Source organism: Pseudomonas anuradhapurensis (genome assembly GCF_014269225.2).
Lineage (GTDB): Bacteria > Pseudomonadota > Gammaproteobacteria > Pseudomonadales > Pseudomonadaceae > Aquipseudomonas > Aquipseudomonas anuradhapurensis.
Window position 1 is genome coordinate 199,191 of record NZ_CP077097.1, and the last position, 25,178, is coordinate 224,368.

20 protein-coding genes and 1 tRNA gene are annotated in these 25,178 nt (G+C 65.5%); 8 read left to right on the forward strand and 13 right to left on the reverse strand.

Features of this window, described 5'->3' with window-relative positions:
- Nucleotides 1-142: 142 nt before the first annotated feature.
- Nucleotides 143-1,873 carry a dipeptidase gene (locus HU763_RS00885; protein ID WP_186687735.1) on the reverse strand — a complete coding sequence of 577 codons (1,731 nt, stop codon included), beginning with the start codon at nt 1,871-1,873 and terminating at the stop codon, nt 143-145.
- A 266-nt stretch (nt 1,874-2,139) separates the two neighbouring features.
- Between HU763_RS00885 and HU763_RS00890 the strand changes: the two genes are divergently transcribed.
- Nucleotides 2,140-3,549, forward strand: coding sequence for an aminotransferase-like domain-containing protein (locus HU763_RS00890; RefSeq protein ID WP_186687804.1), 1,410 nt, complete (start codon nt 2,140-2,142; stop codon nt 3,547-3,549).
- On the opposite strand, the gene panB is transcribed toward HU763_RS00890, so the two are convergent.
- From panB to HU763_RS00935, 9 genes are read right to left on the reverse strand one after another with little or no spacing between them, the layout of a single operon-like run.
- Complete coding sequence (gene panB / locus HU763_RS00895) at nt 3,537-4,352, reverse strand: 3-methyl-2-oxobutanoate hydroxymethyltransferase (protein WP_186687732.1); 816 nt, start codon at nt 4,350-4,352, stop codon at nt 3,537-3,539. The two genes, HU763_RS00890 and panB, sit on opposite strands and share 13 nt — an antisense overlap.
- A 47-nt stretch (nt 4,353-4,399) precedes the next feature.
- Nucleotides 4,400-5,653 carry an ATP-grasp domain-containing protein gene (locus tag HU763_RS00900; protein WP_186687730.1) on the reverse strand — a complete coding sequence of 418 codons (1,254 nt, stop codon included), beginning with the start codon at nt 5,651-5,653 and terminating at the stop codon, nt 4,400-4,402.
- Nucleotides 5,634-6,890, reverse strand: coding sequence for a methylaspartate mutase (locus tag HU763_RS00905; protein WP_186687727.1), 1,257 nt, complete (start codon nt 6,888-6,890; stop codon nt 5,634-5,636). Before HU763_RS00905 ends, HU763_RS00900 begins: the two co-directional genes overlap by 20 nt.
- Before the next feature lie 2 nt (nt 6,891-6,892).
- Nucleotides 6,893-8,389 carry a hypothetical protein gene (locus tag HU763_RS00910; RefSeq protein ID WP_186687725.1) on the reverse strand — a complete coding sequence of 499 codons (1,497 nt, stop codon included), beginning with the start codon at nt 8,387-8,389 and terminating at the stop codon, nt 6,893-6,895.
- Nucleotides 8,386-9,624, reverse strand: coding sequence for an ATP-grasp domain-containing protein (locus tag HU763_RS00915; protein WP_186687722.1), 1,239 nt, complete (start codon nt 9,622-9,624; stop codon nt 8,386-8,388). Before HU763_RS00915 ends, HU763_RS00910 begins: the two co-directional genes overlap by 4 nt.
- A 34-nt stretch (nt 9,625-9,658) precedes the next feature.
- Complete coding sequence (locus HU763_RS00920) at nt 9,659-10,117, reverse strand: cobalamin B12-binding domain-containing protein (protein ID WP_186687718.1); 459 nt, start codon at nt 10,115-10,117, stop codon at nt 9,659-9,661.
- Nucleotides 10,114-11,337, reverse strand: coding sequence for an MFS transporter (locus HU763_RS00925; RefSeq protein WP_186687716.1), 1,224 nt, complete (start codon nt 11,335-11,337; stop codon nt 10,114-10,116). Before HU763_RS00925 ends, HU763_RS00920 begins: the two co-directional genes overlap by 4 nt.
- The gene (locus HU763_RS00930) at nt 11,330-12,400 is read right to left on the reverse strand and encodes an LLM class flavin-dependent oxidoreductase (RefSeq protein WP_186687713.1); all 1,071 of its coding nucleotides are present in this window, start codon (nt 12,398-12,400) and stop codon (nt 11,330-11,332) included. Before HU763_RS00930 ends, HU763_RS00925 begins: the two co-directional genes overlap by 8 nt.
- A 57-nt stretch (nt 12,401-12,457) precedes the next feature.
- Complete coding sequence (locus HU763_RS00935) at nt 12,458-13,387, reverse strand: asparagine synthetase A (RefSeq protein ID WP_186687710.1); 930 nt, start codon at nt 13,385-13,387, stop codon at nt 12,458-12,460.
- Nucleotides 13,388-13,575: 188 nt separating this feature from the next.
- On the opposite strand from HU763_RS00935, the gene HU763_RS00940 reads away from it, so the two are divergent.
- The 3 genes from HU763_RS00940 (at nt 13,576) to HU763_RS00950 (ending at nt 17,661) form a co-directional block, all read left to right on the forward strand.
- Nucleotides 13,576-14,892: an MFS transporter gene (locus HU763_RS00940; protein WP_186687707.1), complete on the forward strand. Its 1,317-nt coding sequence runs from the start codon at nt 13,576-13,578 to the stop codon at nt 14,890-14,892.
- Nucleotides 14,889-16,277: an amidase gene (locus tag HU763_RS00945; protein WP_186687704.1), complete on the forward strand. Its 1,389-nt coding sequence runs from the start codon at nt 14,889-14,891 to the stop codon at nt 16,275-16,277. The genes HU763_RS00940 and HU763_RS00945 overlap by 4 nt, the downstream gene beginning before the upstream one ends.
- A 64-nt stretch (nt 16,278-16,341) precedes the next feature.
- Entirely contained in the window at nt 16,342-17,661 is a 1,320-nt protein-coding gene (locus tag HU763_RS00950) for an OprD family outer membrane porin (RefSeq protein ID WP_186687701.1), read from the forward strand.
- Nucleotides 17,662-17,834: 173 nt separating this feature from the next.
- On the opposite strand, the gene HU763_RS00955 is transcribed toward HU763_RS00950, so the two are convergent.
- Nucleotides 17,835-17,911: transfer RNA gene (locus HU763_RS00955), tRNA-Arg, on the reverse strand.
- A 24-nt stretch (nt 17,912-17,935) separates the two neighbouring features.
- On the opposite strand from HU763_RS00955, the gene HU763_RS00960 reads away from it, so the two are divergent.
- The 4 genes from HU763_RS00960 (at nt 17,936) to HU763_RS00975 (ending at nt 22,660) form a co-directional block, all read left to right on the forward strand.
- Nucleotides 17,936-18,079, forward strand: coding sequence for a hypothetical protein (locus HU763_RS00960; protein WP_200627333.1), 144 nt, complete (start codon nt 17,936-17,938; stop codon nt 18,077-18,079).
- Between the two features lie 274 nt (nt 18,080-18,353).
- A complete protein-coding gene (gabD, locus tag HU763_RS00965; RefSeq protein ID WP_170027787.1) occupies nt 18,354-19,796 on the forward strand; it encodes an NADP-dependent succinate-semialdehyde dehydrogenase in 1,443 nt (480 codons plus the stop codon).
- 183 nt (nt 19,797-19,979) lie between these two features.
- Nucleotides 19,980-21,257 carry a 4-aminobutyrate--2-oxoglutarate transaminase gene (gene gabT / locus HU763_RS00970; protein ID WP_170027788.1) on the forward strand — a complete coding sequence of 426 codons (1,278 nt, stop codon included), beginning with the start codon at nt 19,980-19,982 and terminating at the stop codon, nt 21,255-21,257.
- A gap of 137 nt (nt 21,258-21,394) precedes the next feature.
- Nucleotides 21,395-22,660: an HDOD domain-containing protein gene (locus tag HU763_RS00975; protein ID WP_186687698.1), complete on the forward strand. Its 1,266-nt coding sequence runs from the start codon at nt 21,395-21,397 to the stop codon at nt 22,658-22,660.
- 108 nt (nt 22,661-22,768) lie between these two features.
- Here HU763_RS00975 and HU763_RS00980 read toward each other — a convergent pair whose 3' ends face one another.
- Both HU763_RS00980 and desA read right to left on the reverse strand, forming a co-directional pair.
- Nucleotides 22,769-23,797, reverse strand: coding sequence for a GGDEF domain-containing protein (locus tag HU763_RS00980; protein WP_170027790.1), 1,029 nt, complete (start codon nt 23,795-23,797; stop codon nt 22,769-22,771).
- Between the two features lie 101 nt (nt 23,798-23,898).
- A complete protein-coding gene (gene desA, locus HU763_RS00985) occupies nt 23,899-25,083 on the reverse strand; it encodes a delta-9 fatty acid desaturase DesA (RefSeq protein WP_186687695.1) in 1,185 nt (394 codons plus the stop codon).
- Between the last annotated feature and the right edge of the window lie 95 nt (nt 25,084-25,178).

A 25,178-nucleotide genomic window follows, 5' to 3' on the forward strand; every position in this document is an offset into this window, starting at 1 on the left:
GGCATCGAGTCGATTGAAAAACGTCATGAGTGGTCGCCCGTGCTGGCCTCTTCGCGGGCATGCCCGCTCCCACTGGTATCGCACCGACTTCGCGCAATTCCTGTGGGAGCGGGCGTGCCCGCGAAGAGGCCGGTACAGTCAATCAGAGTTTCGGCATCTGCCCGATCCGCGCCACCATCTCGCTCACCACCTGCAGGTCCAGCATGAACTGTTCCACGGTCTTGAACTCGTTGTCGTTGTGCCCGGTGTATTTCACGTCCGGCATGGCCAGGCCAAACTGCACGCCGTTAGGCAGGTCATGTACCGAGGTCGCCCCTGCCGAGGTTCCGAACTCATGCTTCATGCCCAGGTTCTCGGTAGCCACGTCAAGCAGGGCCTTGACCCATTCGCCTTCGGGGTTGCGGTACATCGGCTCGTCCAGGCTGTAGTCGAAGGCCACCGAGGTGTGGCTTTGGCGGGTCCACTTGCCCAGTTTGTCGGCCAGTTCGTCCTTGATCGTGGCGATTGGCTTGCCTTTGGGAATGCGCAGGTTCACGGCCAGTTTCAGGCCTTTGTCATCAACCCCGACAAAGGTCAGCGATGCCGTCAGCGGGCCCATGAACGAGTCCTTGAAGGCCACGCCAAGCTTGTTGCCCAGGTAGTCCAGGCCCCAGTTGTCGGCGGCGTAGCGGGCGGCATCGGTGAAGTGGTTGTGCTTGATCGGCACCTGCTGGCCGAGGCCATTGATGAAATCAAGCATGCGCGCCACCGGGTTGACCCCGGATTCCGGTTCCGAAGAGTGGGCGGAAACGCCGGTTACCGTCAGCAGCACGTTGTTGCCTTGAGGCTTGGCGTCGATGCTGAAATCGCCGCCATGCTGCTTCACGTACTTGGCGCCGGCTTGCTGCAGGCGCTTGGCAAGCGCTGCCGGGTTATCGGAGACCAGTGTCGCCACGGACGTGGTCGGGATCTGGTTGGTGGCCAGGCCGCCGGTCAGGTTGACGATCTCCGCGCCCTTGCCAGTGGCCGGGCGCTTGCTGAAGCTGGCCATGATCGTGCCGTAGCCTTTCTCGGCGATGACCACCGGGTAGCCGCCATCGAGCGCCAGGTTATAGTCGGGGGTGGGGTTGCGTTCGAAGTAGTACGGGATGGCATCGCCGCTGGTTTCTTCGGTGGTATCGATCAGCAGCTTGAACTGCCGGGCCAGCGGCAGGTTCTCGTCCTTGGCCACTTTCAGTGCGTACATCGCCACGACAATACCGTTCTTGTCGTCTTCGGTGCCGCGCCCATACATGCGGTCGCCGACCAGGGTCACCTTGAACGGGTCCAGGCGCGTGCCATCGGCCAGTTTCCAGTTGTCCGGATTGACCGGCACCACGTCGGCGTGGGCGTGGATGCCTACCACTTCCTTGCCGCTGCCCAGCGAAATCTCGTAAACCCGGTTGTCGATGTTGCGGAATGCCAGGCCGAAGCTTTCGGCAAGGGCCTTGATCTTGTCCGCGATCTTGAGGAACTCGGGGTTTTCGTGCTGCGGCGTGCCTTCGACGTTGAAGGTCGGGATAGCCACCAGTTCACGCAGGGTTTCGCTGGCGGCCTTGCCGTACTTGATGCGGGTGTACAGGCCGAGCAGGCGGTTGATCTCATTCTGCTGCTCGGCTGCCAGTGGCTTGCCGGCCAGGTAGGCATCGAGCGTTGCCTCGAGGTTGTCGGCCTTGGCCAGGTCGCTGCCTTTGAGCTTGCCGATGAACTGCTTGAAGTCGCTTGGATCGCTGCCGTCGAAGGCCTTGACGATGGCAGCCGACTGCTGCTGGGTGAGGTTGGCCTGGGCCGGTTGGGTGAAAAGACCGATGCTGGCCAGCAGCAAGGCGGTGGCGGTAAGTTTTTTCAGGTGCATGGTTGTGCGCATTCCTTCGCCAATCATTGTGTGGGTTACCCGTCCGCAAACGGGAAGACGCCCACGCTAACACCAATGACCCTTGGCACGGGAGTGCCAGAAGCGCGACATGTCGCACAAACGAAAAAGCCCCGGGCGCGTTGCCGGGTCCCGTTCAGTGCTTCTGTCCCGTTCCGAACAGGGTTTACACCACCCGGGGCGTAGGGCAGCGCGCGGGATTCGCGTGTACCCTGTGCCTGCGCTTTTTCAGAAGTGACCCCGTGAGAATGGAAGCAGACAACAACACCAAGTCCCACTACACCTACCAGGCCGTATACCGGTACCTGCTCGACTGGATCGAGGCCTCACCGTCGGATGTTGAACAGCGCCTGCCGTCGTTGCGCCAGCTGGCCCAGCGCCTGAACGTGTCGGTGTCCTCTACCAAGTACGCCTATTCGCTGCTCGAAGACGAGGGCCGGGTGTACGCGAGGCCCAGGCACGGTTACTTCACCCGGGCCAGCAAGGCACCGCTGCACGGCGAATGTTCACCCAGCCTGCTCGACACGGTGTTCTCCAGCGCCCGCCAGCCCGGCATGCTGGCCCTGAGCAGCGACGCGCCGGCCATGCTGCTGTCGCTGGAAAAACCGCTGCTGATGATCGAGCGTGAACTGGCGCGCCAGTACCCACGTTCCCATGCACCGCTGTACCAGCCGTTCGGCGAGCCGGAGCTGCGCGGAGTGCTGGCCGACCGCTACACGCGCTCGCCACAGCGCTACTGGCATGCCGAGCATGTGTTCATCGGCTCGGACCTGCGCAGCATCCTCGAGCTGTCGCTGCGTGCCCTGAGCCTGGAAGGCCAGGTAGCGCTGGTCGAGTCGCCTTGTTCCTGGGCGGTGCTGCGCCAGTTGCTGGCGGCGCGCATGACCATCGTCGAGGTGCCGTTGCGCGCCGACGGCCGTTTCGACCTGGAGCAGTTCCGCCAGTTGCTGCATGCCCAGCCTGTGCGCCTGGCGGTGCTGTCGTCGGCCACCAACGTACCCCAGGGCGGGCTGATGCCGGCTGAGGACAAGCAGCAGATTTGCCGCTGGCTGGCCGAGCAGGATGTGTGGCTGTTCGAGAACGATGGCTATGGTGAGTTCTGCTTCGAGGCCTCGCCGGCCCGCTATCGCGACTTCGCCGACCCCAATCGTTTGCTGGTGTTTTCCACCCTCGACAAGGTCATCGGCTCCGAGGCGCCCTATGGTTACCTGCTGTGCCGGCGCCATATCGAGCAATTGCAGCAACTGTTTCTGGAGCGCGCCTTCCGCCTCTCGCCGATACGCCAGAAGGCCATCGCCAAGCTGTACGCCTCACGCCGGGTCGACCAGCACGTGCAGTTGCTACGCGCCATGCTGCGCGAGCGCATGCAGCACATGCATGGCCTGCTGGAGCTTCACGGCCAGGGTTACCTGCGCTGGGGCGTGCCCCAGGGTGGGGCGAGCCTGTGGCTGGAAGCGACCCGGCCGGTAGAAATGCGCCGGGTCTTCCAGTGCCTGTTGAACCAGCGCATCGTCATCGCACCCGGGGAAATCTTCAGCCAGCAAGGCTTGTGGCGCAGCCACCTGCGGCTGTGCTACACGCTGGACTGGAGCAAGGACATTCCCCAGGCGCTGCAGCGCCTGGTCAAGGCGATCCAGGACGAGGCTCAGACCCCATAGCAGTGGTCAAGCGTCGGGAAGGTGCCGTCACGCACCTCGTCGCCGAAGCGTGCGCAGGCCTCGCGGATCACCCCGGCTACATCGGCGTACTGCTTGACGAACCGTGGCACGTGCTCGCCCCCCAGGCCCAGCAGGTCCTCGGTGACCAGCACCTGGCCATCGCAAGCCGGGGAGGCGCCGATACCGATGGTCGGCTTGTCGCTGGCCTCGGTGATGGCCCTGGCCACCGGCTCGGCGACGCCTTCGAGCAGCAGGGCGAAGGCGCCGGCTTGCAGGTTGGCGCGGGCGTCGGCCAACAGTGCTGCACCGCCTTCCGGGCTCAGGCCCTGGGCCTTGTAGCCGCCCATGACGTTGACGAACTGCGGCATCAGGCCAATGTGCGCCATCACCGGTACGCCGCGCTCAACCAGAAATGCCACGGTGCTGGCCAGCACCTGGTTGACTTCCAGTTTCACTGCGGCGCAGCCGGTGCGGGCCAGCACCTCGGCACAGTTGCGAAATGCCTGCTCGGGGCTTTCCTGGTAGCTGCCGAACGGCATGTCGGCGATCACGCAGGCCAGGCGCGTGCTGTCGACTACCGCGCGGGTATGGGCGATGGTCTCGTCCAGGCGCATGCCCAGGGTGGAACTGCGGCCGTAGCCGACCATCGCGGTGGAGTCACCGACCAGGATGAAGTCGACCAGAGGGTCGATTACCTGGGCAATCGCGCTGGAGTATGCCGTCAGTGAGACGATCTTCTGGCGGCCCTTCATGGCCACCAGTTGCGGGACAGTCATGCGTCCGTTACGGATTTGCGTGCTCATCAGTGTCTCCTTAGTGGTGAAACGGCCCCGGTAGGTGGGGCTCCCGGTTACAGCCAGTCTTGCTCCCACGTCCGCCAGGCGAGTTGGTCCTGGCGGATGCGGTCAGGTTGCGGATGGACCATGAACACGGCCCCCGGCGAACTGTTGAGGTCGACGGTCGGCGCCAGGGCGCGGCCGTCGCTGAAACGCCAGCGGGCGCTGTGGTACGAGGCCAGCTGGTCGAGGTGCGAGGTTACCCGGCCCAGGTCGAAGCGACCCTGGCCACGGGCGATCAGGTTGAGGGTGCAGGCCGCCTGCAACTGGCGATAGCGCCGAGGGCGCTGCAGCAAGCGGGCTGGGGTCAGGCAGGCCTCGACGGTCAGGCTGACCTGGTCGGCGCCGGTGGCAGCCTGCAGGGCGGGCGGGTTGGCCAGGCCGGACAGGCGTGCGCCGGTTTCCAGCAGGCGTGGCCCGGCGGCGGTGAGGATGACCTCGGTGTGCGCCGGGCCCTCGGCGATGGCCAGGGCGTCGAGCACCCCCTCGACATAGCCGACCAAGGTCTCCAGGCACGGGTCGTCGGGAGCCAGCAGGTATTCGCTGTCGTAGATCTTGCGGCCATCCTCGCTCAGGGTCTTGGTGCAGCGCCAGGCATCGCTGAGCCAGTGCTGGCCCTGATGGCTGACGGTATTGATCACGTATTCGTCGCCTTCGAGGTACTCCTGCACCAACACTTCATGGTTGTCGCGCATCATCAGGTTGGTGCCGCCGAGGATGGCATTGGCGGCATCGCGGACCTGGCTGGCGTCGCGGCAGATGAACACCTGGTCGGAGCCGGCGCTGTCCAGCGGCTTGACCACCACCGGCCGTGCGCCCTGGGCCTGGAACCAGGCGCAGGCCTGTTCGGCGCTGCCGGTGCGCAACTGTGCTGCCACCGGCAAGCCAGCAGCGGCGACTTGCTCGGCCATCAGCGCCTTGTCGCGGCGCGCTACCGACAGCGCCGGGTCGTTGCCCGGCAGGCCAAGGGCGGCGGCCAGGCGGTCGGCCAGCTCAACGCCGAACTCGCTGCCAGTCAGCACGGCCTCGGGGTGCTGGGCTGCCAGTACCTGGCACAGCGGCTCGAAGCCGACCTCGTGCAGTTGGTAGTGCTGGGTGAACAGGGCCTGCGGGCAGCTGGCGGCGAAGGCCGCCGGCATGTCGCGTCGTGAGCTTACATGCAGCAGCGGGCGGTGCTCGGCCAGCGCGCGAGCGAGAAAGGCGCCGGTGGAATAGGCGTCTACCAGCACCAGCGGGCGCTGCCCGGGTTCAATGCAAGGGTTGGTCATAACGGTTCACCATGTAGTGCAGCATCTGGAACAGTTGGTCGGCGCGCACGCCGTGGTCGGCGTTGCCTGCGGCGTGGCTACGCGCCAGCGGCAGGCCGCCGAGGCTGGCCCAGCGCAGCGCACCGTGGTCATCGATCAGGGTGGTGGCGCGGCCGGGGTTGTCCGAATGCAGGCAGTAGGGGATATCCAGCAAGCCCCGGGCGAAGGCTTGCAGCAGCGCAGTGCCCAGGTCGGCGTGCAGCTCGAGCACGGCGTCGACCAGTTGCCGGGTTTCCAGCAGGATCTCTTCGTAATAGCCCTGGCTGGCTGGGTCGAGCGCCGCCGGCGCCTGCGCCGCGCTGCTGCTGGCCATGTCCAGCGCCTGGAGATTGTCGCGCACCGAAGGGATCTGCCGGGCCTCGGCTACGGTCTTGACGATCAGCCGTTCGCAACCGGTGGCCTGGGCCAGGCGGGCGCTGTCGACGATCAACCGGCGGGCGCCATGCTCGGTGCAGGGGAACACGCCCATGTAGGTGTACACCACCACGTGCCAGTGGATGTCGCTCAGGTAGTGCGCCGCCAGCTCGCGCAAGGCGCGCAGCGCGCCCTGGTCCTGGACCATGCTGGTACCCTGGGCGTAGCTCAGCGACACGCTGCGAATACCGTACTGGCGGAAGAACATGGCTTCGAGAAGGCCCACCGCCAGCAACATCGAGGGCGGACATAACTGACCCAGCAGGCAGCCGCCGAAGCTCTCGATGTGGCCGTGTGCGGTGCCCTCGGCCAGCGCCCGGCAGCTTTGCCCCCAAGCGTCCACCGCATGCAGCAGCGGCAAGCGGCTGTAGGGCATGCAATAGGACACTGGGCCGCCTTCGGTGGCGTCCAGGCCGACTGCGGCCATGCGCTTGAAGATGTTCTGTGGCTGGGCCGTGCCATGGCGTACCTGGATCGGGAAGTCCGCGCCGTAAAGGCCGTCGAGCATGCCGCGCAGGGCTTCCAGCGGATGGCTGACGATAGGGAAGCCGTTGAGCGGGCTGCCGTCATTGAGGCAGCGCAGGGCGCTCTGGTAATCGCCGACACGGGTGTAACTGTCGAGCGTGATGGTACCCAGGGCGCCCGGCTGGCGGGCCACTGCTTCCAGGCCAGCACGCATGCTGGGGATGTCGGCGAAGCCCATGCGCGGTTGCACCACGAGCTGCCCGCGCTCGCGGGCCCGTTCGATGAAACGCTGGAAGTGGCTGGTATCGGTGCTGGCCATGGTCAGCGTCCCGACACCAGTTCGACTACCTGTACACCGGTGGCCGGGTCGTGGCGCACGATACGGCCCTTGTGCGGGTCGCCGGCGCGCACTCGGGCGATCAGTGAGGCGTCGCTGTCGAAGTCGATGGGCGCGTGCCGGTAAAGGCTGCGCAATGCCGCCAGCGGCAGGCCGCTGACCTCGCCGAGCCAGTGGCCGAGCACCTCGTCCTCGGCCTGGCCGCCGAGCAGCGCGTGCAGGTCTTGCAGGCGCCCGACCAGCTGCGGGTGACGCAGGCTCAGGTACAGCGCCAGGTCGCGGCCCTGGCTGACGAAGGGCGAGAACTGCATGCAGATCAGCTGCTCTTCGTCGAGGTCGAAGGCCGAGCGGGCGAAGCCGTCGGCCAGCGCGCGCCGGTTGGCCTTGCCGGCGGCGTCGGCGTAGGGCGCCAGGGCCAGCTCGATGAGGCGGTCTGGCATTTCTTTCTTGCGCATCAGCGCCTGGGCCAGCTCCAGGTATTCGGCCAGTCCTTGGTCATAACTGCGCCCCTGCACCTGTTCGGCCTTGAGCCCGCGCAGGTGCGCCATCAGCATCGGGTTGGCGCAGTCCGACTCGGTGAAGCTGAACGCCAGCTCCTCGAAGCGGAAGCCGAGAAATTCGGTAATCAGCTCCCAGTGGTCGTCGACGCGGTAGCTCACCAGGTCGTAGATGCTGATGAACGCAGGCTCGCCGCTGGCGTTACCGGTGCTGACCCGACGCTCGTCGAGGGCAGCGTCGAAGCCGTCGCCGAGCAGTTCGATGAAGTAGGCCTGGGCAATACCGTCCAGCGCCTGCAACAGCCCGCGAAAGCCCTGGCGACGGCAGTCCTCGACGTCCAGCCCGAGGCGTTCGGCCAGGCGCATGATCCAGGTGAAGTAGTGCTTCTGTTCCTTGCGCGAGTCGCCGGTGACCACTGCGTCGACGCCACCCTGCCACCAGGCGGCGCGGCCGAAGAAGTCGGCAACTGCAAGGTTGCAGCTGTTGCAGAAGGTCGGGCGGCCGTCACCGGCGGTACGGTGGCCGTTCATCAGCACGTCGAAGCGGTTCATCGCCTTCACCTCGCTGGGGAAGGGCAGGTGGCGTTCGAACGGGCGGATCTGCCGGTGGTCGACCACCAGCATCTCGACCCGCGGGTCGCCGTACAACGCCAGGGCGTGGTAGGCCCGGTCGATGTTGGCCATCACTGCATCAGCCACCCCAGCATGGCGCATGTTGGCGATGCGCAGGTGAAAGGTGCAGCCATGGGTGATGGCCAGGTGCAGCTGTGTCGCGCGCAGCAGTGACACGGTGTAGGAGCTGTCCTTGCCACCGCCGTAGGCGACCATCAGGCGGTAGTTGGCCAGGCCTGCCAGGCCGCCGGCGGCTTCAATCAGACGTTCGCCGAACACGCGTACGGCATGCTGGTCGTTGTCGCTCAGGTAAGGGATGAGCCGGGCCAGCAGCGCGGCGTCGTCGTGTTCGGTACGGGCGGCGTGGTTCATGCCGGTTGCGCCTCCAGGCGGTAGTGTTCAATGACGTGGCGGATGTCTCGCTCGATGCCAGCCTGGTCGCTGCCGGTGAAGATGAAACGCCCACCCTGCAATGCGTCATAGCCGCCGCCGGCCTCCAGCACCTCGCCGGGCTGGGGCAGCAGTTCGCGCCACAGCGAGGCGACCTGGGTGCGCTGCGACGGCGCCTCAAGCACCCTGCACGGCAGTTGTTGCGGCTTGGGGATGATCAACCAGCCGCCGCTGGGATCGCCGTCCTGGTCGGGCAGGGCGGCGGGCTCGCCGAGCAGGTTCTTCAGCCAATGTTCGTAGAGGTTGACGCCGAACACCCGGTTGATCAGGTGCGGCACCTCGCTGCCGCCGACCCGCGCGCCCACCTCCAGAAACACCAGGCTGCCGTCCTCGCACACGAACAGTTCCAGGTGGAAGGCGGTGTCGCGCAGCCCCAACGCCTGCAGGCATTGGCGGCTGAAGTCGGCGATGCGCGTACGCAACGGCGAGGCTTGCAGCAGCACCGAGCCCAACGGCTGGCGCCGGGCGAAGTCCAGGCAGCTGTTGAGGTAGCGCGACACTGCCTGGAACGGCACCTGGCCGGTGGCGTCGGTGTAGCCATCGACGTGGTACACCTGGCCCTCGACAAAGGCTTCCACTTCGTGGCGCGCCAGGTCGACACCGTCGAGTGCGGCCAGCAGCTGGCGCTCGTCATCGACCCGCACCACGCCGATACTGGCGGCGCCGTCCACCGGCTTGACGATCAGCGGGTAGCCGGTTTTGGCGGCGAAAGTCAGGGTGTGGGCCAGGCTCTCGCAGCGGGTGAAGGCCGGTACGGCCAGGCCATGCTCTTGCAGCACCTGTTTCATCCGCGCCTTGTCGCGGTACACGGCCACTTCGTCCGGGCCATGGCCTGGGATGTTCAGCGCCTGGCGCACCTGGGCGGCGATCTCGAGGGTGAATTCGGACAAGGCGATCAGCAGGTCGACCGGGCCGACCCGTTCGCTTACCTCGGTCACCGCGGCCAGCAATTGCGAGTACTGGTTGACGTCCTCGACCTGCACCAGGTGGGCGATCTGCTCGCGCGGCGCCAGCACGCCGAGCGCGCCGGGGCCGTCGACCACATAACTGATGCGGTGGGCCTGGTGGTCGAAGAAGGCTTCGTAGCGGGTCAGTTCATTGTCCCAACGCTGGCCGTCGTGAAAGCGCGGCCAGCGGTTGACGATCACGATATGCATGGGTTCGTTCCTTGTTCGGGCAACAGACGGGGGCTCAGGTCCAGTGCGCGACGTCACCGGTGCCGAGCACCAGCGAATAACGGGCCTGGGCCAGGCGTTCGAGGTGGTGCTGGAAGGCGTCGAGGGCGTCGGCCTCGGTGAACACCGCGTTGTACCCGGCGCCCAGCAGTTCCTCGCGCACCGCTCGGGTCTGCTCCTCGGAGGTGGTCAGCTTGCCGCCGATCACCACGTGCAGGTGCGGGTACTGCTGGCGCAGCGCGTGGATCAGCGTCAGGCCTTGGGAGTAGCCGTGGCCGTTGACGCTGCTGATCACCAGCAAACGCGCGTGGCGGTGCTGCTCGACGGCGTCGAGCACGGCCTGCACTGGTGTGCAGCTGCCCAGGTTCTTTACCTCCAGGCCGCGTTCGCCCAGCCACATCTGCAAGTACACCAGGTTCCACATGTGCGAGTCGGATTCGACCGTGGCCAGCAGGCACAGGGGTTGGCTGTTCATCGGGATGCCTCCATGGCGGGGTTTTCAGTGCCTAGTGCGGCGTTCAGGCGCCGCGTGGTCAGGTGAAACAGCAGGGCGCCCGGCACGCACAGCAGCAGGCCCAGGGCGAGGATCAGGCCCTGGATGCCGTAGCGCTGGCCGATGCTGGCGCTGAGCAGGCCGCCCAGCGGGAAGGACGCCAGGTTGAGCAGGTAGAACGGGCCCATCACCTTGCCCAGGTGCTCACGCGGGATCACCTTGATTCGCTGGGTGCGGTTGAACACGTTGAACAGGGTGCAGCCAGCCATGGCCAGGACGAAGCTGGCACCGTAGGCGAGCACACCGTTGGCCAGCCCCATGGCCAGGATTCCGCCGCACAGCACGGCGAAACCCAACGCGCCCAGCTGGTGGATCGACAGCCGCGTCAGCAGCCACGGCACCAGCAAAAAGTTCAGCAGGCCCAGGGCGCCGGCGGCGCTGTTGATCAGGCCGAAGGCACCGTCGGCGGCCTGGAATACGCCGCTTACGACGAAGGCATTGGCGCTGAGTACGCAGGCAAAGGCCAGGTTGATGCTGAAGTTCAGCAGCGCCAGGCTGACGATTGGCGGGTTGCCCAGCAGCAGCTGCCAGCCTTGGCGTAGGGCGTCGAGCACCGGTTGCCGAGCACTGTTGGCGTGGGCGTCGGGCAGGCCGCGCCAGCACAGTGCTGCCAGCAGCAGTGCGGCGGCGGCCAGGCCCAGCAGGGACAGCTTGCCGCTGTACAGCACCAGCGCGGCGGCGCTGGCTGGGCCCAGCACCTGCGCCAGCAGCTCCATGTTCTGCACCAGCGACTGGGTATGCGCCAGGCGCTCGGCCGGCGCCACCTGCGGCACGGTGCGTTCCACGGCCATGCGTACCGGTGCCATCAGCAGCGACAGCAGCACCCCGTTGGCCGCCAGCACCCAGACCGTCAGGGCCGGCGCCAGGCTGCAGCAGAGCACGGTCAGCGCCAGGCTGGCGGCGCGCAGCACGTTGGCCCACTGCAGCAGGGTGCGCCCGCCGACACGGTCGGCCAGCACCCCGGCAAACGGGTAGGCGAGCAGCGCCGGTAGCCACTCCAGGGCGAACACCAGCCCCGAATAGCGCAGGCTACCGGTGGCCTGGTAGACCATCAGCGGCACGGCAAACAGCACCGTCTGTTCGGCCATCAGGCCCAGCAGCAGGCCGGCGCCGAAGCGGCGCAGGGGCGCGTGCTCAGCCATGCTGGCGGTCCAGGTCGGCTTCCAGTTCGCGCAGGCGCGGCAGTACGTGCTGGCAGAAGCGGCGCATCTCGTCGCGGGTTGGCCAGCCGGAAAAAATGAACTCGCTCACCCCGACCTTCTTGTACTCCAGCAGGTAGGCCGCCACCTCCTCGTAGCTGCCCACCACGCACAGCGCCGGGCCGCCTCGGTAGGCCACGGCGCCCGACCAGAGCATCGGCGACAACCAGTCGTGGCGCGCGCCCTCGGCCAGGCGGAACGAGGTCTTGACCGCCTCGGAGTCGCAGCGGGCGACAAACTGGCGTACCCATTCGCGGTGCTGCTGGTCGGGGTTTTCCATCATCGCCTCGACTTCGGCCAGGGCCTCTTCGCGAGTTTCCCGCGCCAGCACGTGCATGCGTATGCCTACCGAGCGGCCGGCTGCAAGTACCTCGCGCGCGGCTTCGGCGATGCCTTCGGGGGTGTCGCCGTAGCGCAGCCAGCAGTCACTGTGCGATACCGCCACCTGCTGGGCGATGCCCGAGGCGCCGCTCAGATACAGGCGTGGCCGCTCGTGGTCCTTGAACGGGAGGCCGAGCTGCGCCTTGTCCAACTGGTAGAAGTCGCCGTGGTGGCTGAGCGGGGTTTCCCCGGCCCAGAAGCGCCTGAGGATATCGATGAACTCGCAGGTGCGCGCGTAGCGGCCATCGTGGGCGACGTAGTCACCGTAGTACGCCTGCTCGTCCGGCGAAATGCCGGCCACCAGGTTCAGCGCGATGCGCTTGTCGGACATCCACGACAGGGTGTTGACCACCTGGGTGAACAGGGTCGGGTGCAACAGCCCGGGGCGGTAGGCGAGGATGAACTTTACGTTGCGGGTTTCGCGCACCAGCGCGCCGATCATCGGCAGCGGGTCGGGCATGTGATAGCTGATACCCATCAGCAGCGAGTCGATGCCCAGTTCGTCGGCTTCCTGGGCGAAATCGATGATACCGGCGAAGTCCAGGCGTCCGGTGTCGTACTTGTCGGTGGCTTTCTGCTGGCCGCTGTCGAGCGGCGAGCACCAGTGAATGCGCAAGGGGTTCATGCGGATATCTCCGGAAAGGGCCTGCCGTCAGGGCAGGCCGAACGAGGGCGGTGGGGCTCAGAACAGGAAGTCGCTACCGACGCTGCGGTCGAACAGGGCGACATCGCGGATATGGCGCTTGCCGCAGATGAAGCGCAGCAGTCGCTCGATGCCCAGCCCGCCGCCGGCGCTGGGGTGCAGCAGGCCTTGGCGGGCGACTTCGAGGAAGTTGCCGAACGGGGTCAGGTCCATGTCCAGCTCGTTCATGCGATAGAGGATCTGGCTATGCTCGTATTCGCGTTCGGCGCCCGACAGGGCCTCGCCATAACCCTCGGGCCAGATCAGGTCATAGTTGTTGTAGTGGCCGCGCTGGCCAGGCGTCTCGCGGTCGTAGAACTCGCGGCGGTGGTTGGTGATGAAGAACGGCGTATGGGCCTTTTCCGACATCAGGCGCTCGAAGTCGTCGCCCAGCTCGGCCTGCAGTTCGTTGGTGCTGTACACCGGGAAGGCGGTTTCGTAGCGCGGTAGCTCACGGCCCAGCTGGGCCAGCTGCGCAGCGCAGTGCTCACGCACCTCGTCCAGGGTGTGCTTGACCATCTGCTCGATCAGCTGCATGGCTTGCTGCATGGTGCCGCCGCGGATTTCGAAGTCGAACTGGGAAAACTCCAGCAGGTGGCGCTGGGAGTCCTTGATCTCCGGCTTTTCCAGGCGGATGTTCGGCGCGACGATGAAGATGCGCTCGTGGCCGCGGGCGGTCAGGGCCAGTTGCTTGTGGAAGATCATGCTGGCGGTGAGTTTCAGGCGGCGCTGCTGGTACTGGATCTCGGCCGGGTACACCGCGTGGTTCAGTGGGTCGGTGATCGGCGACATCAGGATGGGCAGCAGCTGGCGGAAGTCCCGGTCGAGCAAGAAGGTCTGCAAGGCGTGCAGCACACGGCCACGGATAATGGCCACAGCTTCGACGTCTGGGTGGTCAAATGCGGCGATCTGGCTTTGAACATCTTCCATGATGGGGTCATCTTGTGAGGAAAGGTGGCCCGATTATTGGCTTTCGCGATCAAAACTCAATGTACAGATTCAGGTGAAAAAGCGACCCAGATGCGCTTTTTGATTGTCCCGCCTGCCTGCCACGGTGACCATTCGCCCGACCGGTGCTGCCGGCGTCTCCGTTACCCGACTAAAGGACAGCCATGCCAATGACGGCCCATCCTCTACCCGTTCCCACGCGCTTCGGCCGCGCCGACTACAAGACCTTGGGCCTCGCCGCGCTGGGCGGTGCGTTGGAAATCTACGACTTCATCATCTTCGTGTTCTTTGCGCTGATCCTCAGCGAGCTGTTCTTCCCGCCGCAGATGCCCGAATGGCTGCGCCTGCTGCAGAGCTTCGGCATTTTTGTCACCGGTTACCTGGCGCGACCGCTGGGCGGCATCCTGCTGGCGCACTTCGCCGACCGCCTGGGGCGCAAGCGCGTGTTCAGCCTGAGCATCCTGATGATGGCCTTGCCGTGCCTGGTGATCGGCCTGATGCCGACCTACGCGCAGATCGGATACTGGGCGCCATTGTTGCTGCTGGCCCTGCGCATCCTGCAGGGCGCCGCAGTGGGCGGCGAAGTGCCCAGCGCCTGGGCGTTCGTCGCCGAGCACGCGCCGGCCGGGCACCGCGGCTTCGCCCTGGGCATGCTGCAGGCCGGGCTGACCTTCGGCTACCTGCTGGGCGCGGTTACCGCGGCGGTGCTGGCGCGGGTCTACACCCCACAGGAGATGCTCGATCACGGCTGGCGGCTACCGTTCATTCTCGGCGGCGTGTTCGGCCTGGTCGGTGTGTGGTTGCGCCGCTGGCTCAGCGAAACGCCGGTGTTCGTCGCCCTGCAGGCGCGCCGTGCCGCCGACCCGGAGCTGCCGCTGCGCACCGTGCTGCGCGAACACCGGGCAGCCATCGCCCCGGCGCTGCTGTTGACCTGCCTGCTGACCTCGGCGGTGGTGGTGCTGGTGGTGATAACCCCGACGGTGATGCAGAAGCGTTTCGGTCTGCCGGCGGACCAGACCTTCGCCCTGAGCAGCGTGGGCATTGTCTTCCTCAATATCGGCTGCGTGCTCGCCGGGCGCATGGCCGACCGCCTCGGCCCCTGGCGCGCCTTGGCGATTCACAGCGCACTGCTGCCGGCCGGCGTGGCGGCGTTGTATGCCAGCCTGATTTTCGAACTGCCGCTGATCGCCGCGGCCTACGCGCTGGCCGGCCTGTGCTGCGGTGTGGTCGGGGTGGTGCCGTCGCTCATGGTCGAGCTGTTCCCGGCGGCGATTCGTGTGTCGGGAATTTCCGTCACCTACAACATCGCCTACGCCTTGTGGGCCAGCGTCACGCCGTTGTTGCTGATTGCCCTGATGCCCTGGAACCCGTGGGTGGCGGTGGGCTTCAGCGTGCTGATGGGCGCAGTGGGGCTGTGCTGCGTGCGCCTGTTCGGCCAGCGCGTGCCGGCCGCAGAAAATGCCGGTGTGCCGGCAGGTGTCAAATGAGCGGCGGGTCTTTACAGTGGCTGTCGGCGGGCGAACTGACGGCGCTTTATGCTCGCCGCGAGCTGTCACCACTGGAGTACCACCAGTATCTGATCGACCATGTGCAGCGCCGCGAGCCAGCCCTGAACGCGCTGTGCCAGTTCGCCCCTGAGCGGGTACTGGAGCAGGCTGCTGCGTCCACTCAACGTTGGGCCAAGGGTGCGCCGCTCGGGCCGCTGGATGGCGTGCCGGTGACCTTGAAGTCGTTGATCGCTACCCGTGGCCAGATGCTCGACCAGGGCTGCGCAGGCCTGGAGCCGCGCCTGGCTGTAGCCGACGCGCCACCGGCGGCACGCTTGCGCGAGGCGGGCGCAGTATTGCTGGGCAAGACCAGCGTGCCAGACTTCGGCATGTTGTCCTCGGGCTTGTCGAGCCTGCACGGTATCACCCGTAACCCGTGGAACACGGCGCTCAACCCCGGCGGTTCCAGCGCCGGGGCGGCTGCGGCTGCGGCGGCAGGCTACGGCCCCCTTCACGTAGGCACCGACATCGGTGGTTCGGTGCGCTTGCCGGCCGGTTGGTGCGCGCTGGTGGGCTTCAAGCCGACCCTCGGGCGCATTCCTATCGACCCGTACTACACCGGCCGCTGCGCCGGGCCGATGACCCGCACGGTGGACGACTGCGCGGCGATGATGGCGGTGCTGGCGCGTCCGGATGTACGCGACGCCACCAGCCTGCCGCCAGCCGAGCTTGACTGGGGCCTGGCCCCGGTGAGTGTGCGTGGATTGCGGGTGGGGCTGCTACTTGAGCCCGGTTGCGGCCTGCAGCCCGACGCGCAGACCTGCGCCGCGGTGCGCGCCGCCGCCGGGTTGTTCGAGGCGCAGGGTGCCAGGCTGGTGGAAGTGGCGCCCTTGATGGAGCGTCGCCTGCTTGACGGCCTCGACCACTTCTGGCGTGCGCGCCAGTGGAGCGAACTCAGCCAGTTGGCGCCCGAGCGGCTGGCCCAGGTGCTTCCGTACATCCGCCAGTGGGCCGAGCCGGCCCGCCACATGACGGCGGTAGAAGCGGTGGAAGGCTTCAACCAGACCTTCGAGATGCGCCGGCGCGCCGCACGGTTGTTCGAGCAATGCGACCTGCTGCTGTCACCAACCAACCAGGTGCAGGCCTATCCCGCCGAACTGGCCTCGCCCGGCAACGACCCGCAACGGCCATTCGAACACATTGTGTTCACCGTGCCTTGGAACATGGGCGAGCAACCGGCGCTGTCGATCAACTGCGGCTTCAGCGACCAAGGCATGCCCATCGGCTTGCAGATGGTCGCCCCGCGTTTCGCCGACACCTGGCTGCTGCGCCTGGCCAAGGCCTTCGAGACCTGGCGCGGGCCGATCCGCCACTGGCCCGAGTGACTCCCACGCCGTGCCAGGCAGGCGCGGCCCGACCTTTGTTCACGGACAGGAACACCACTTGCACATGCTACGACGCACGCTTCTGTGCTGCGCCCTGGTCACGCCCTGCGTGGCTGCGGGCCAGCCCGGCTTCATCGACGGCAGCCGTCTGGACCTCAACCTGCGGCACTACTACTCAAACCAGCACACCCAGGGCGACACCTACCTGGCGATCCGCAAGGATGGCCGCCTGCCCCCCACGCGGGTGCGCGAGACCTGGGTGCAGGCGGCGATGCTCGACTATGCATCGGGCTACACCGAAGGCCTGCTCGGCATCGGTGTGGATGCCTCGCTATACAGCGCGGTCAACCTGCAGCGCGGCCATGGCCGGGTGGCCAATGGCGGTGACCGGGTACTGGTGGACAGCGACGGCGACGCTATCCCGACCTGGAGCCGCCTGGCGGTCGGTGCGCTGCGCCTGCGCCTGGCCGGCAGTACTTTGCGGGTCGGCCGGCAACGCCTGGACAACCCGATGTTGCGCTACAAGGACAACCGGGCGTTGCCGTCGAGCTTCCAGGGCGTGGCGTTGAGCGATCAGAGCATTGATGGCCTGCAGTTGGATGCCGGGCGCTTCGACCGGGCGATCCCGCGCACCGGCACCGGCAGCGAACGGCTGACCAGCACCTTCGGCGATCGGGCGGTGAAGGCCGATTCGATCAGCTATGTGGGTGCCCGCTACAGCGGTGCGCTGTCCGCCAGTTTGTACGGCTCGCACCTGGCAGATACCTGGCAGCAGCTGTACCTGGGGCTGGGTGGCACGCTGGGTGATCGGGCCGAGCTGGCTGTGCGCCCGGCCTTTCATTACTACCGCACCCGCGACAGCGGCCAGCAGCAACTGGGCTACATCGACAACCAGGCCTGGAGCCTGGCCACCACGCTGATGCACCAGGCCCACGGGCTGACGCTGGCCTGGCAGCAGATCGAGGGTGACGAGTACTTCGACTATGTGTGGGAGTCGACCGGCAACTACATGGCCAACTCGCTGTATTCGGACTACAACGGCCCGAACGAACGCTCCTGGCAGTTGCGCTACGACTTGGATGCCAGCGCCTACGGCGTGCCGGGCCTGAGCCTGGGGGTGTGGCACGCCAAGGGCTGGGGCATCGATGGCAGTCATTACCAGGGCGATCGCAATGGCCGCCATGCCGGCTACAACGTGCGTGGCCTACGTGGCGCACGGCATGAGGAGAATGGCCTGGTGCTCGGCTACGTGCTGCAGGGCGGCTCCTGGCGCGACACCAGTGTGCGCACCATCGTCTACAACCATCGGGCCCATGGCGGGCAGATCGATGGCAGCTACGACGAAGTGCGCCTGGTGGTCAACATGCCGCTGCGGTTGTTCTGAAATGCCTCAACCCAAGACCGGTCGATTTCGCTTGCGATCGTACGCGCCACAGGCTTGAGCGTCGGTTTTGGTCTAGAAGGTTTTTGCGCTGGGCTGGCTAGCCTTTACGGCGAATTGAATCAGGACGGGCTTCTGTCGGAAGCGCTGACCCTTGCGACGCAAGGGAAAGAAGATGGCGCACTCGGCGGGATTCGAACCCACGACCCCTGCCTTCGGAGGGCAGTACTCTATCCAGCTGAGCTACGAGTGCAACGCGCACGCATGATACCCATCTGTGCCGATGGCGTCCATCGCCTTGATCTGTAGGTTTTTTCTCTCTGTCGTCGAGGAGGTACTGGTCGAGCTGAAATTGCACTGCCGCCAGTCGGGCTCGGCCGGCTACCGGGTGCTGGTGATCGTTCTGCCCAAGGCATTCTGATCAATCCCTTCCGGGAGGCCGTCGGTCCTCCCATCACATTTCCTTCAGCCCGCTCGTCTAACCTGTACTGGCCTTGTCGCGGGTCAGCCCGCGAAAAGGCCGGGTCCATTGTGCAAAATCGTGAATTTTGCCCCGGGTGTTCAACCATTCGTTCTTTTTTTCGAACAGCCTATTGTCCAACACCCCAGCAGCCGCTTAGCATTCGTTTGAGATTTCAAACGCTCGATGCCCTGCCTTGGGCGCTTTTCAACAATCAACAATTCGGGAAGCCGACATGCAGCTCAAAGACGCTCAGTTGTTCCGCCAGCAAGCCTACATCAACGGTGAGTGGCTGGATGCGGACAACGGCCAGACCATCAAGGTGACCAACCCGGCCACCGGTGAAGTCATCGGTACCGTGCCGAAGATGGGCACTGCGGAAACCCGCCGCGCCATCGAGGCCGCCGACAAGGCCCTGCCGGCCTGGCGTGCCCTGACCGCCAAAGAGCGCTCGGCCAAGCTGCGTCGCTGGTTCGAACTGATGATCGAGAACCAGGACGACCTGGCCCGCCTGATGACCACCGAACAAGGCAAGCCGCTGGCCGAAGCCAAGGGCGAAATCGCCTACGCTGCCTCGTTCATCGAGTGGTTCGCCGAAGAAGCCAAGCGCGTCTACGGCGACACCATCCCTGGCCACCAGCCAGACAAGCGCCTGATCGTCATCAAGCAGCCAATCGGTGTTACTGCGGCCATCACCCCGTGGAACTTCCCGGCCGCCATGATCACCCGTAAAGCCGGCCCGGCCCTGGCCGCTGGCTGCACCATGGTGCTCAAGCCTGCCTCGCAGACCCCGTACTCCGCCCTGGCCCTGGTCGAACTGGCCCACCGTGCCGGCATCCCGGCTGGCGTGCTGAGCGTGGTTACCGGCAGCGCCGGCGAAGTTGGCGGCGAGCTGACCAGCAACTCCCTGGTACGCAAGCTGTCCTTCACCGGTTCGACCGAAATCGGTCGCCAGCTGATGGAAGAATGCGCCAAGGACATCAAGAAGGTTTCCCTGGAGCTGGGTGGCAACGCCCCGTTCATCGTGTTCGACGACGCCGACCTGGACAAGGCGGTCGAGGGCGCGATCATCTCCAAGTACCGCAACAACGGCCAGACCTGCGTTTGCGCCAACCGTATCTACGTGCAGGACGGCGTCTACGACGCGTTCGCCCAGAAGCTGGCCGCCGCTGTTGCCAAGCTGAAGATCGGTAACGGCCTGGAAGAAGGCACCACCACCGGCCCGCTGATCGACGGCAAGGCTGTGGCCAAGGTTCAGGAACACATCGAAGACGCCGTTGGCAAAGGCGCCAAGGTGCTGGCCGGTGGCAAGATCATCGAAGGCAACTTCTTCGAGCCGACCATCCTCGTCGACGTACCGAAGACTGCCGCCGTCGCCAAGGAAGAAACCTTCGGCCCGCTGGCGCCGCTGTTCCGCTTCAAGGACGAGGCCGAAGTCATCGCCATGTCCAACGACACCGAGTTCGGCCTGGCCTCGTACTTCTATGCGCGCGACATGAGCCGTGTGTTCCGTGTTGCCGAAGCGCTGGAATACGGCATGGTGGGTATCAACACCGGCCTGATCTCCAACGAAGTGGCACCGTTCGGTGGCATCAAGGCCTCCGGCCTGGGCCGCGAAGGTTCCAAATACGGTATCGAGGACTACCTCGAAATCAAATACCTGTGCATCAGCATCTGATCGCAAGGTAACGGTTTTACCTCTGCCAGCGGGGCGCGAGAGCGACGTCTCGCTGGCCTTTTTGACATCGCAGTACCTGGTGGCCCGGGTGTTCACGGCAGTCGATCAACGAATACTGTTCGCGAGCACATCCAGCCACCCCCGAATAAAAGCGCCATTCAGAACGGCGCAAATGAGGGCATTATGAGCAAGACCAACGAATCCTTGATGCAACGTCGTGTCGCCGCCGTCCCACGTGGTGTTGGCCAGATCCACCCGATCTTCGTCGATACTGCGAAGAACGCTACCGTAATCGACGTTGAAGGCCGCGAACTGATCGACTTCGCCGGCGGCATCGCAGTACTGAACACCGGCCACCTGCACCCGAAAGTGGTTGCGGCCGTGCAAGAGCAGCTGACCAAGGTCAGCCACACCTGCTTCCAGGTCCTGGCCTACGAACCTTACGTAGAGCTGTGCGAGAAGATCAACAAGCTGGTCCCGGGCGATTTCGCCAAGAAGACCCTGCTGGTCACCACTGGCTCCGAAGCCGTTGAAAACGCCGTCAAGATCGCCCGTGCCGCTACCGGCCGTGCTGGCGTCATCGCCTTCACCGGCGGCTACCACGGCCGTACCATGATGACCCTGGGCCTGACCGGCAAGGTCGTGCCGTACTCCGCCGGCATGGGCCTGATGCCAGGCGGCATCTTCCGCGCCCTGTTCCCGAGCGAACTGCACGGTATCAGCGTTGACGACGCCATCGCCTCGGTCGAGCGCATCTTCAAGAACGACGCCGAGCCGCGCGACATCGCCGCGATCATCCTCGAGCCGGTTCAAGGCGAAGGCGGCTTCCTGCCGGCGCCGAAAGAGCTGATGCAGCGCCTGCGCGCCCTGTGCGACCAGCACGGCATCCTGCTGATCGCCGACGAAGTACAGACCGGTGCTGGCCGTACTGGCACCTTCTTCGCCATGGAGCAGATGGGTGTTGCGCCTGACCTGACCACCTTCGCCAAATCCATCGCTGGTGGCTTCCCGCTGGCCGGTGTGTGCGGCAAGGCCGAGTACATGGACGCCATCGCCCCGGGTGGCCTGGGTGGTACCTATGCCGGTTCGCCGATCGCTTGTGCTGCGGCCCTGGCCGTCATCGAAGTGTTCGAAGAAGAGAAACTGCTGGACCGCAGCAAGGCTGTCGGTGAGCGCCTGACCGCTGGCCTGCGCGAAATCCAGAAGAAGTACCCGATCATCGGCGACGTGCGTGGTCTGGGCTCGATGATCGCTGTCGAAGTCTTCGAGAAAGGCACTCACACGCCGAACGCTGCTGCTGTTGGCCAGGTTGTGGCCAAGGCGCGCGAGAAGGGCCTGATCCTGCTGTCCTGCGGTACCTACGGCAACGTCCTGCGGATTCTGGTTCCGCTGACCGCCGAAGACGCACTGCTCGACAAGGGCCTGGCGATCATCGAAGAGTGCTTCGCTGAAATCGCCTGATGTGACCTGCTGCAGAAAAAACCCGCTTCGGCGGGTTTTTTTATGCCCATATACCGCTGCTGGCGCTATCGTTGTGGCAGGACTCGCTTGGCAAGCTGCGACGGATTGTGTGTCAGGGATTTTCAGGAGTTTTGGCGATGAACGCTGCGCACCCCTCCCCACCCAGTGTACTGATCGTCGAAGGTGACCCTTGGGTACGTGACATGCTCAGCGAAATGTTGCTCAGCGTGCGCTGCGATGCCCGCCTGCAGGTGTGCGCCGATGGCGAGCAGGCGCTGAGCGCGCTGTCCAGCCAGCCCGACCTGATCATCGCCGCGCGTGAACTGGCCGGTGTCGATGGCCTCGACCTGTTGCGCAAGGTCCGCGCCAGAGGGCCGGGGTTGCCGTTCATCCTCATGAGCAACCGCAGTGACAGTGCCAGTGTGCATGAGGTATTGCCCCTGCATCCCACCGCCTACCTGAGCAAACCCTTGAACCTGGACAACCTGCGCAAGCGCCTGGAAGAGCTGTTGCTGGCCGTTGGCGAAGCGATCGCCTGCCCGGCGCCCGCGTTGCAGGCGGGTGCCAGCCTGCCGGCTTATCTCGAGCAGCGCCGTGCGAGTGCCGATGGCGGGCCGCTGATGGCTGATGTACAGGCGGCGCTCAAGCGCGCGCTCAACCCCCAGGGCCTGAACCTGAAGGTGCTCGAAGAGGAGCTGCACGACGACCCGCAGATCACCGCCGTCCTGATCGCTGCGGCCAACAGCGCTGCGCTGCACCGGGAAGCACCGGTGCAGACGTTGCTGCAGGCCTTGAACAAGCTTGGCAGCACCCAGAGCATGAACTTGGTCCTTGGCATGACTCTGAAACGCAGTGCACGCCTCAGCGACCCGTTGCTGACCAAGCATGCTGCCCGTTATTGGGGCCTTTCGCTGCATGCTGCCGAATATGGCCGTACCTTGGCACGCATGCTCGAACTGGACGAAGGGCGTTGCTACTGCGCAGGTTTGCTGCATTGCTTGGGCGACCTGGCAGTGCTGCGTTGCCTGCAGGAGTGGCGGCTGGCCGGCGGCGAGCTGGATGAGGGCCAGGTGCAGCGGTCGCTCGACGAGTTCGGTGCTGCGTTCGGCTCGGCGCTACGCACCCGCTGGCGGTTGCCGTTGGCATTGCGCGAGCTGATTGCGGCCATCTACCAGCTGGGTGGCGGGGTGTATTCCCGAGAAATTCTGGCCATGAACCTGGCTGGGCAGTTGTCGCGGCTGCCGGCCGGGCTGGAGCTGGGGCTGGAGCGGGTGGCCAGCAGCAAGACGGCACGCTTGCTGAAAATTGGCCTGCCGGAGCTGAGCCGGCTGCGCAAGGTGCAGAGCCCGGAGGTAAAGCCGGAAGAAGAACCGCCTGTGGCTGGGGCTGAGGTTTCCGGCTGAGCTTCGGGGGCCGCTTTGCGGCCCATCGCGACGCAAGGCCGCTCCTACACCGGGTGCGGCGCCTTGGCGGCCTTGGGGCGCGATCGGGGTGCGAAGCAGCCCCAGGCCTCAGCCGCAGACGATCTGGTTCTTGCCTTGGCGCTTGGCCCGGTACATGGCCGCGTCGGCCCGCGCATACAGGCTGTCCAGCGTCATATCGTCGTCGGTCAACGCGGTCACCCCTTGGCTCACCGTCACCCCATAGCTCTGCTCGCCATGGCTGAAACTCAGGCGCTGGATGTGCCGCTGCAAGCGTTCGGCAATCTGCTCGGCTACCTGCGCATTGCAGCCGGGGAACACCGCCGCGAATTCCTCACCACCAATGCGCCCGAACAGGTCACCACGGCGTAGCACGGCCTTGCCGCTGTCGGCGATGCGCTGCAGCACCTGGTCGCCTTCCTGGTGGCCATAGCTGTCGTTGATGCGCTTGAAGTCGTCGATGTCCAGCAGCAGGAAGGCCAGTGGCGTGCCGTCTTCGCGGGCGCTATCGAAGGCCTGCTGGGCGCATTCGAAGAAATGCCGGCGGTTGCTGCTCTGGGTCAATACGTCGGTGGTGGCCAGCCGCTGCAGTTCGCCTTCGAGCTGTTTCTTTTCGGTAATGTCCTCGGCGATGCCGACGATGATCACCCGGTCGCTATCGCGTTGCTGGTTGATGTAGCACTTGTCACTGAGCCAGCGGACCTGGCCGTCGGCATTGAGAATGCGGTACTCGCGGTCTTCCACCGAACCCTTGAGCAACACCTGTGCCAGGCTGCGCTCGGCGAACTCCAGGTCGTCGGGGTAGATGCTGTCGCGCCACTCGTTGTAGTCGGCCAGCACCAGGCTGACGGGGCGGCCGAAGATGCGCTCGTAGGCCGGGCTGACGTACAGCACCTGACGGGTTTCCCAGTCGAAGGCCCAGAGCACGGCGTTGACGCTGTCGAGCAGGGAGCTGAACAGCTGCTCGCGCTCGCTCAGGCGGGCAACTTCGCCTTGCGCGTGAAGCAGGGCAAGCAAGGTCTGGGCGGCCTCGGGAGGTGGTGTGCCGGGCAATGTCGTTGGAATGTTCTTGGCCATGTGCACGAAGCAGGTCTCGACGTGAAAGCGTGCGGCCAGCATCCGGCCCGCCACGCGGGGCGATGTGCCAGATTCGAGTAGGAGCGATGGGGCGAAGTTCCGGGCGGCACGCCCTGCCAGAAGGGCGTGCCGATCAACGGTGGTCAGGCGCTGGTGGGGCGCAGGGAATAAGTCTTGAGTTGTGCCGCGAAGTCGCGCAGGGCGTGGATACCGCTGCTTTCGGCCTCGTGTACCCAGTCCTTCATGGCGGCCAGCATGTCGTGGCCGTTGGCGCTGGTGCGCGCCCAGATCTGTTGCAGGGCCAGGCGCTTTTCGTAGATGGTCTTCAGCGCCTGGCTGTGTGCCAGCATCGACTCGATGCGCACATGGTGGCGGTCCTGCAGCAGGCTGGTTTCACGCGACAGCAGGCGTTTGGCCCGGCGGAAGTGGTGGCGCACCGAGGCATCGACGCGGGCCAGTTCCTGCTTGACCAGCGGGCCGATCACCAGCTTGCGGTACTGGGCCATGATCTGGAAGCGGTTGTTGAGGATCGCCATGGCGGTATCCATGTCCAGGCTGGCCTTGCCGGCCACCCGGTGGGCGATGGGCGCCACGCGTTGTACCTTGGCCAGGCGCAGCAGGCAGAACAGGCGGATCCACGCCCAGCCCATGTCGAACTCCCAGCGCTTGACCGAAAGCTTGGCCGAGTTGGGGTAGGTGTGGTGGTTGTTGTGCAGCTCCTCGCCACCGATGACGATGCCCCACGGCACCAGGTTGGTGGCGGCGTCGCGGCATTCGAAGTTGCGGTAGCCAAGGGCATGGCCCAGGCCGTTGACCACACCCGCAGCCCAGAACGGGATCCACATCATCTGCACTGCCCAGATGGTGATGCCGATGGTGCCGAACAGCAGCAGGTCGATCACCGCCATCAGCGCGATGCCGCCCAGCTTGTAGCGCGAGTAGAGCTTGCGCTCGATCCAGTCGTCCGGGCAGTTCTTGCCATAGATGCGCAGGGTGTCGGGGTTGCGTGCTTCTTCCCGGTACAGCTCGGCGCCTTTGCGCAGCACCGTGCCCAGGCCCTTGTATACCGGACTGTGCGGGTCTTCGGGGGTTTCACACTTGGCGTGGTGCTTGCGGTGCACGGCGGTCCATTCGCGGGTGTTCTGGGCGGTGGTCAACCACAGCCAGAAACGGAAGAAGTGCTTGAGCGCGCCATTGAGCTCCAGCGCCCGGTGCGCGGAGTAGCGGTGCAGGTAGACCGTGACGCTGACAATGGTCACATGGGTCATCAACAAGGTGATGCCGACCAGTTGCCAGGCCGACAAGTCGAGCAGGCCGTTGTACCACATAGGTGCAGATACCCTCGAAATGCAGGGGGAAGGGGTGATTATCCCTTGGTGGGGAAATAAAACCAGTCAACCGTTCAGATAGGAAGTCACGACAT

Coding starts and splice junctions, on each gene's coding strand:
- HU763_RS00885 (WP_186687735.1), bottom strand. CDS start 1,873: ATGCACCTGAAAAAACTTACCGCCACCGCCTTGCTGCTGGCCAGCATC.
- HU763_RS00890 (WP_186687804.1), top strand. CDS start 2,140: ATGGAAGCAGACAACAACACCAAGTCCCACTACACCTACCAGGCCGTA.
- panB (WP_186687732.1), bottom strand. CDS start 4,352: ATGAGCACGCAAATCCGTAACGGACGCATGACTGTCCCGCAACTGGTG.
- HU763_RS00900 (WP_186687730.1), bottom strand. CDS start 5,653: ATGACCAACCCTTGCATTGAACCCGGGCAGCGCCCGCTGGTGCTGGTA.
- HU763_RS00905 (WP_186687727.1), bottom strand. CDS start 6,890: ATGGCCAGCACCGATACCAGCCACTTCCAGCGTTTCATCGAACGGGCC.
- HU763_RS00910 (WP_186687725.1), bottom strand. CDS start 8,389: ATGAACCACGCCGCCCGTACCGAACACGACGACGCCGCGCTGCTGGCC.
- HU763_RS00915 (WP_186687722.1), bottom strand. CDS start 9,624: ATGCATATCGTGATCGTCAACCGCTGGCCGCGCTTTCACGACGGCCAG.
- HU763_RS00920 (WP_186687718.1), bottom strand. CDS start 10,117: ATGAACAGCCAACCCCTGTGCCTGCTGGCCACGGTCGAATCCGACTCG.
- HU763_RS00925 (WP_186687716.1), bottom strand. CDS start 11,337: ATGGCTGAGCACGCGCCCCTGCGCCGCTTCGGCGCCGGCCTGCTGCTG.
- HU763_RS00930 (WP_186687713.1), bottom strand. CDS start 12,400: ATGAACCCCTTGCGCATTCACTGGTGCTCGCCGCTCGACAGCGGCCAG.
- HU763_RS00935 (WP_186687710.1), bottom strand. CDS start 13,387: ATGGAAGATGTTCAAAGCCAGATCGCCGCATTTGACCACCCAGACGTC.
- HU763_RS00940 (WP_186687707.1), top strand. CDS start 13,576: ATGACGGCCCATCCTCTACCCGTTCCCACGCGCTTCGGCCGCGCCGAC.
- HU763_RS00945 (WP_186687704.1), top strand. CDS start 14,889: ATGAGCGGCGGGTCTTTACAGTGGCTGTCGGCGGGCGAACTGACGGCG.
- HU763_RS00950 (WP_186687701.1), top strand. CDS start 16,342: ATGCTACGACGCACGCTTCTGTGCTGCGCCCTGGTCACGCCCTGCGTG.
- gabD (WP_170027787.1), top strand. CDS start 18,354: ATGCAGCTCAAAGACGCTCAGTTGTTCCGCCAGCAAGCCTACATCAAC.
- gabT (WP_170027788.1), top strand. CDS start 19,980: ATGAGCAAGACCAACGAATCCTTGATGCAACGTCGTGTCGCCGCCGTC.
- HU763_RS00975 (WP_186687698.1), top strand. CDS start 21,395: ATGAACGCTGCGCACCCCTCCCCACCCAGTGTACTGATCGTCGAAGGT.
- HU763_RS00980 (WP_170027790.1), bottom strand. CDS start 23,797: ATGCTGGCCGCACGCTTTCACGTCGAGACCTGCTTCGTGCACATGGCC.
- desA (WP_186687695.1), bottom strand. CDS start 25,083: ATGTGGTACAACGGCCTGCTCGACTTGTCGGCCTGGCAACTGGTCGGC.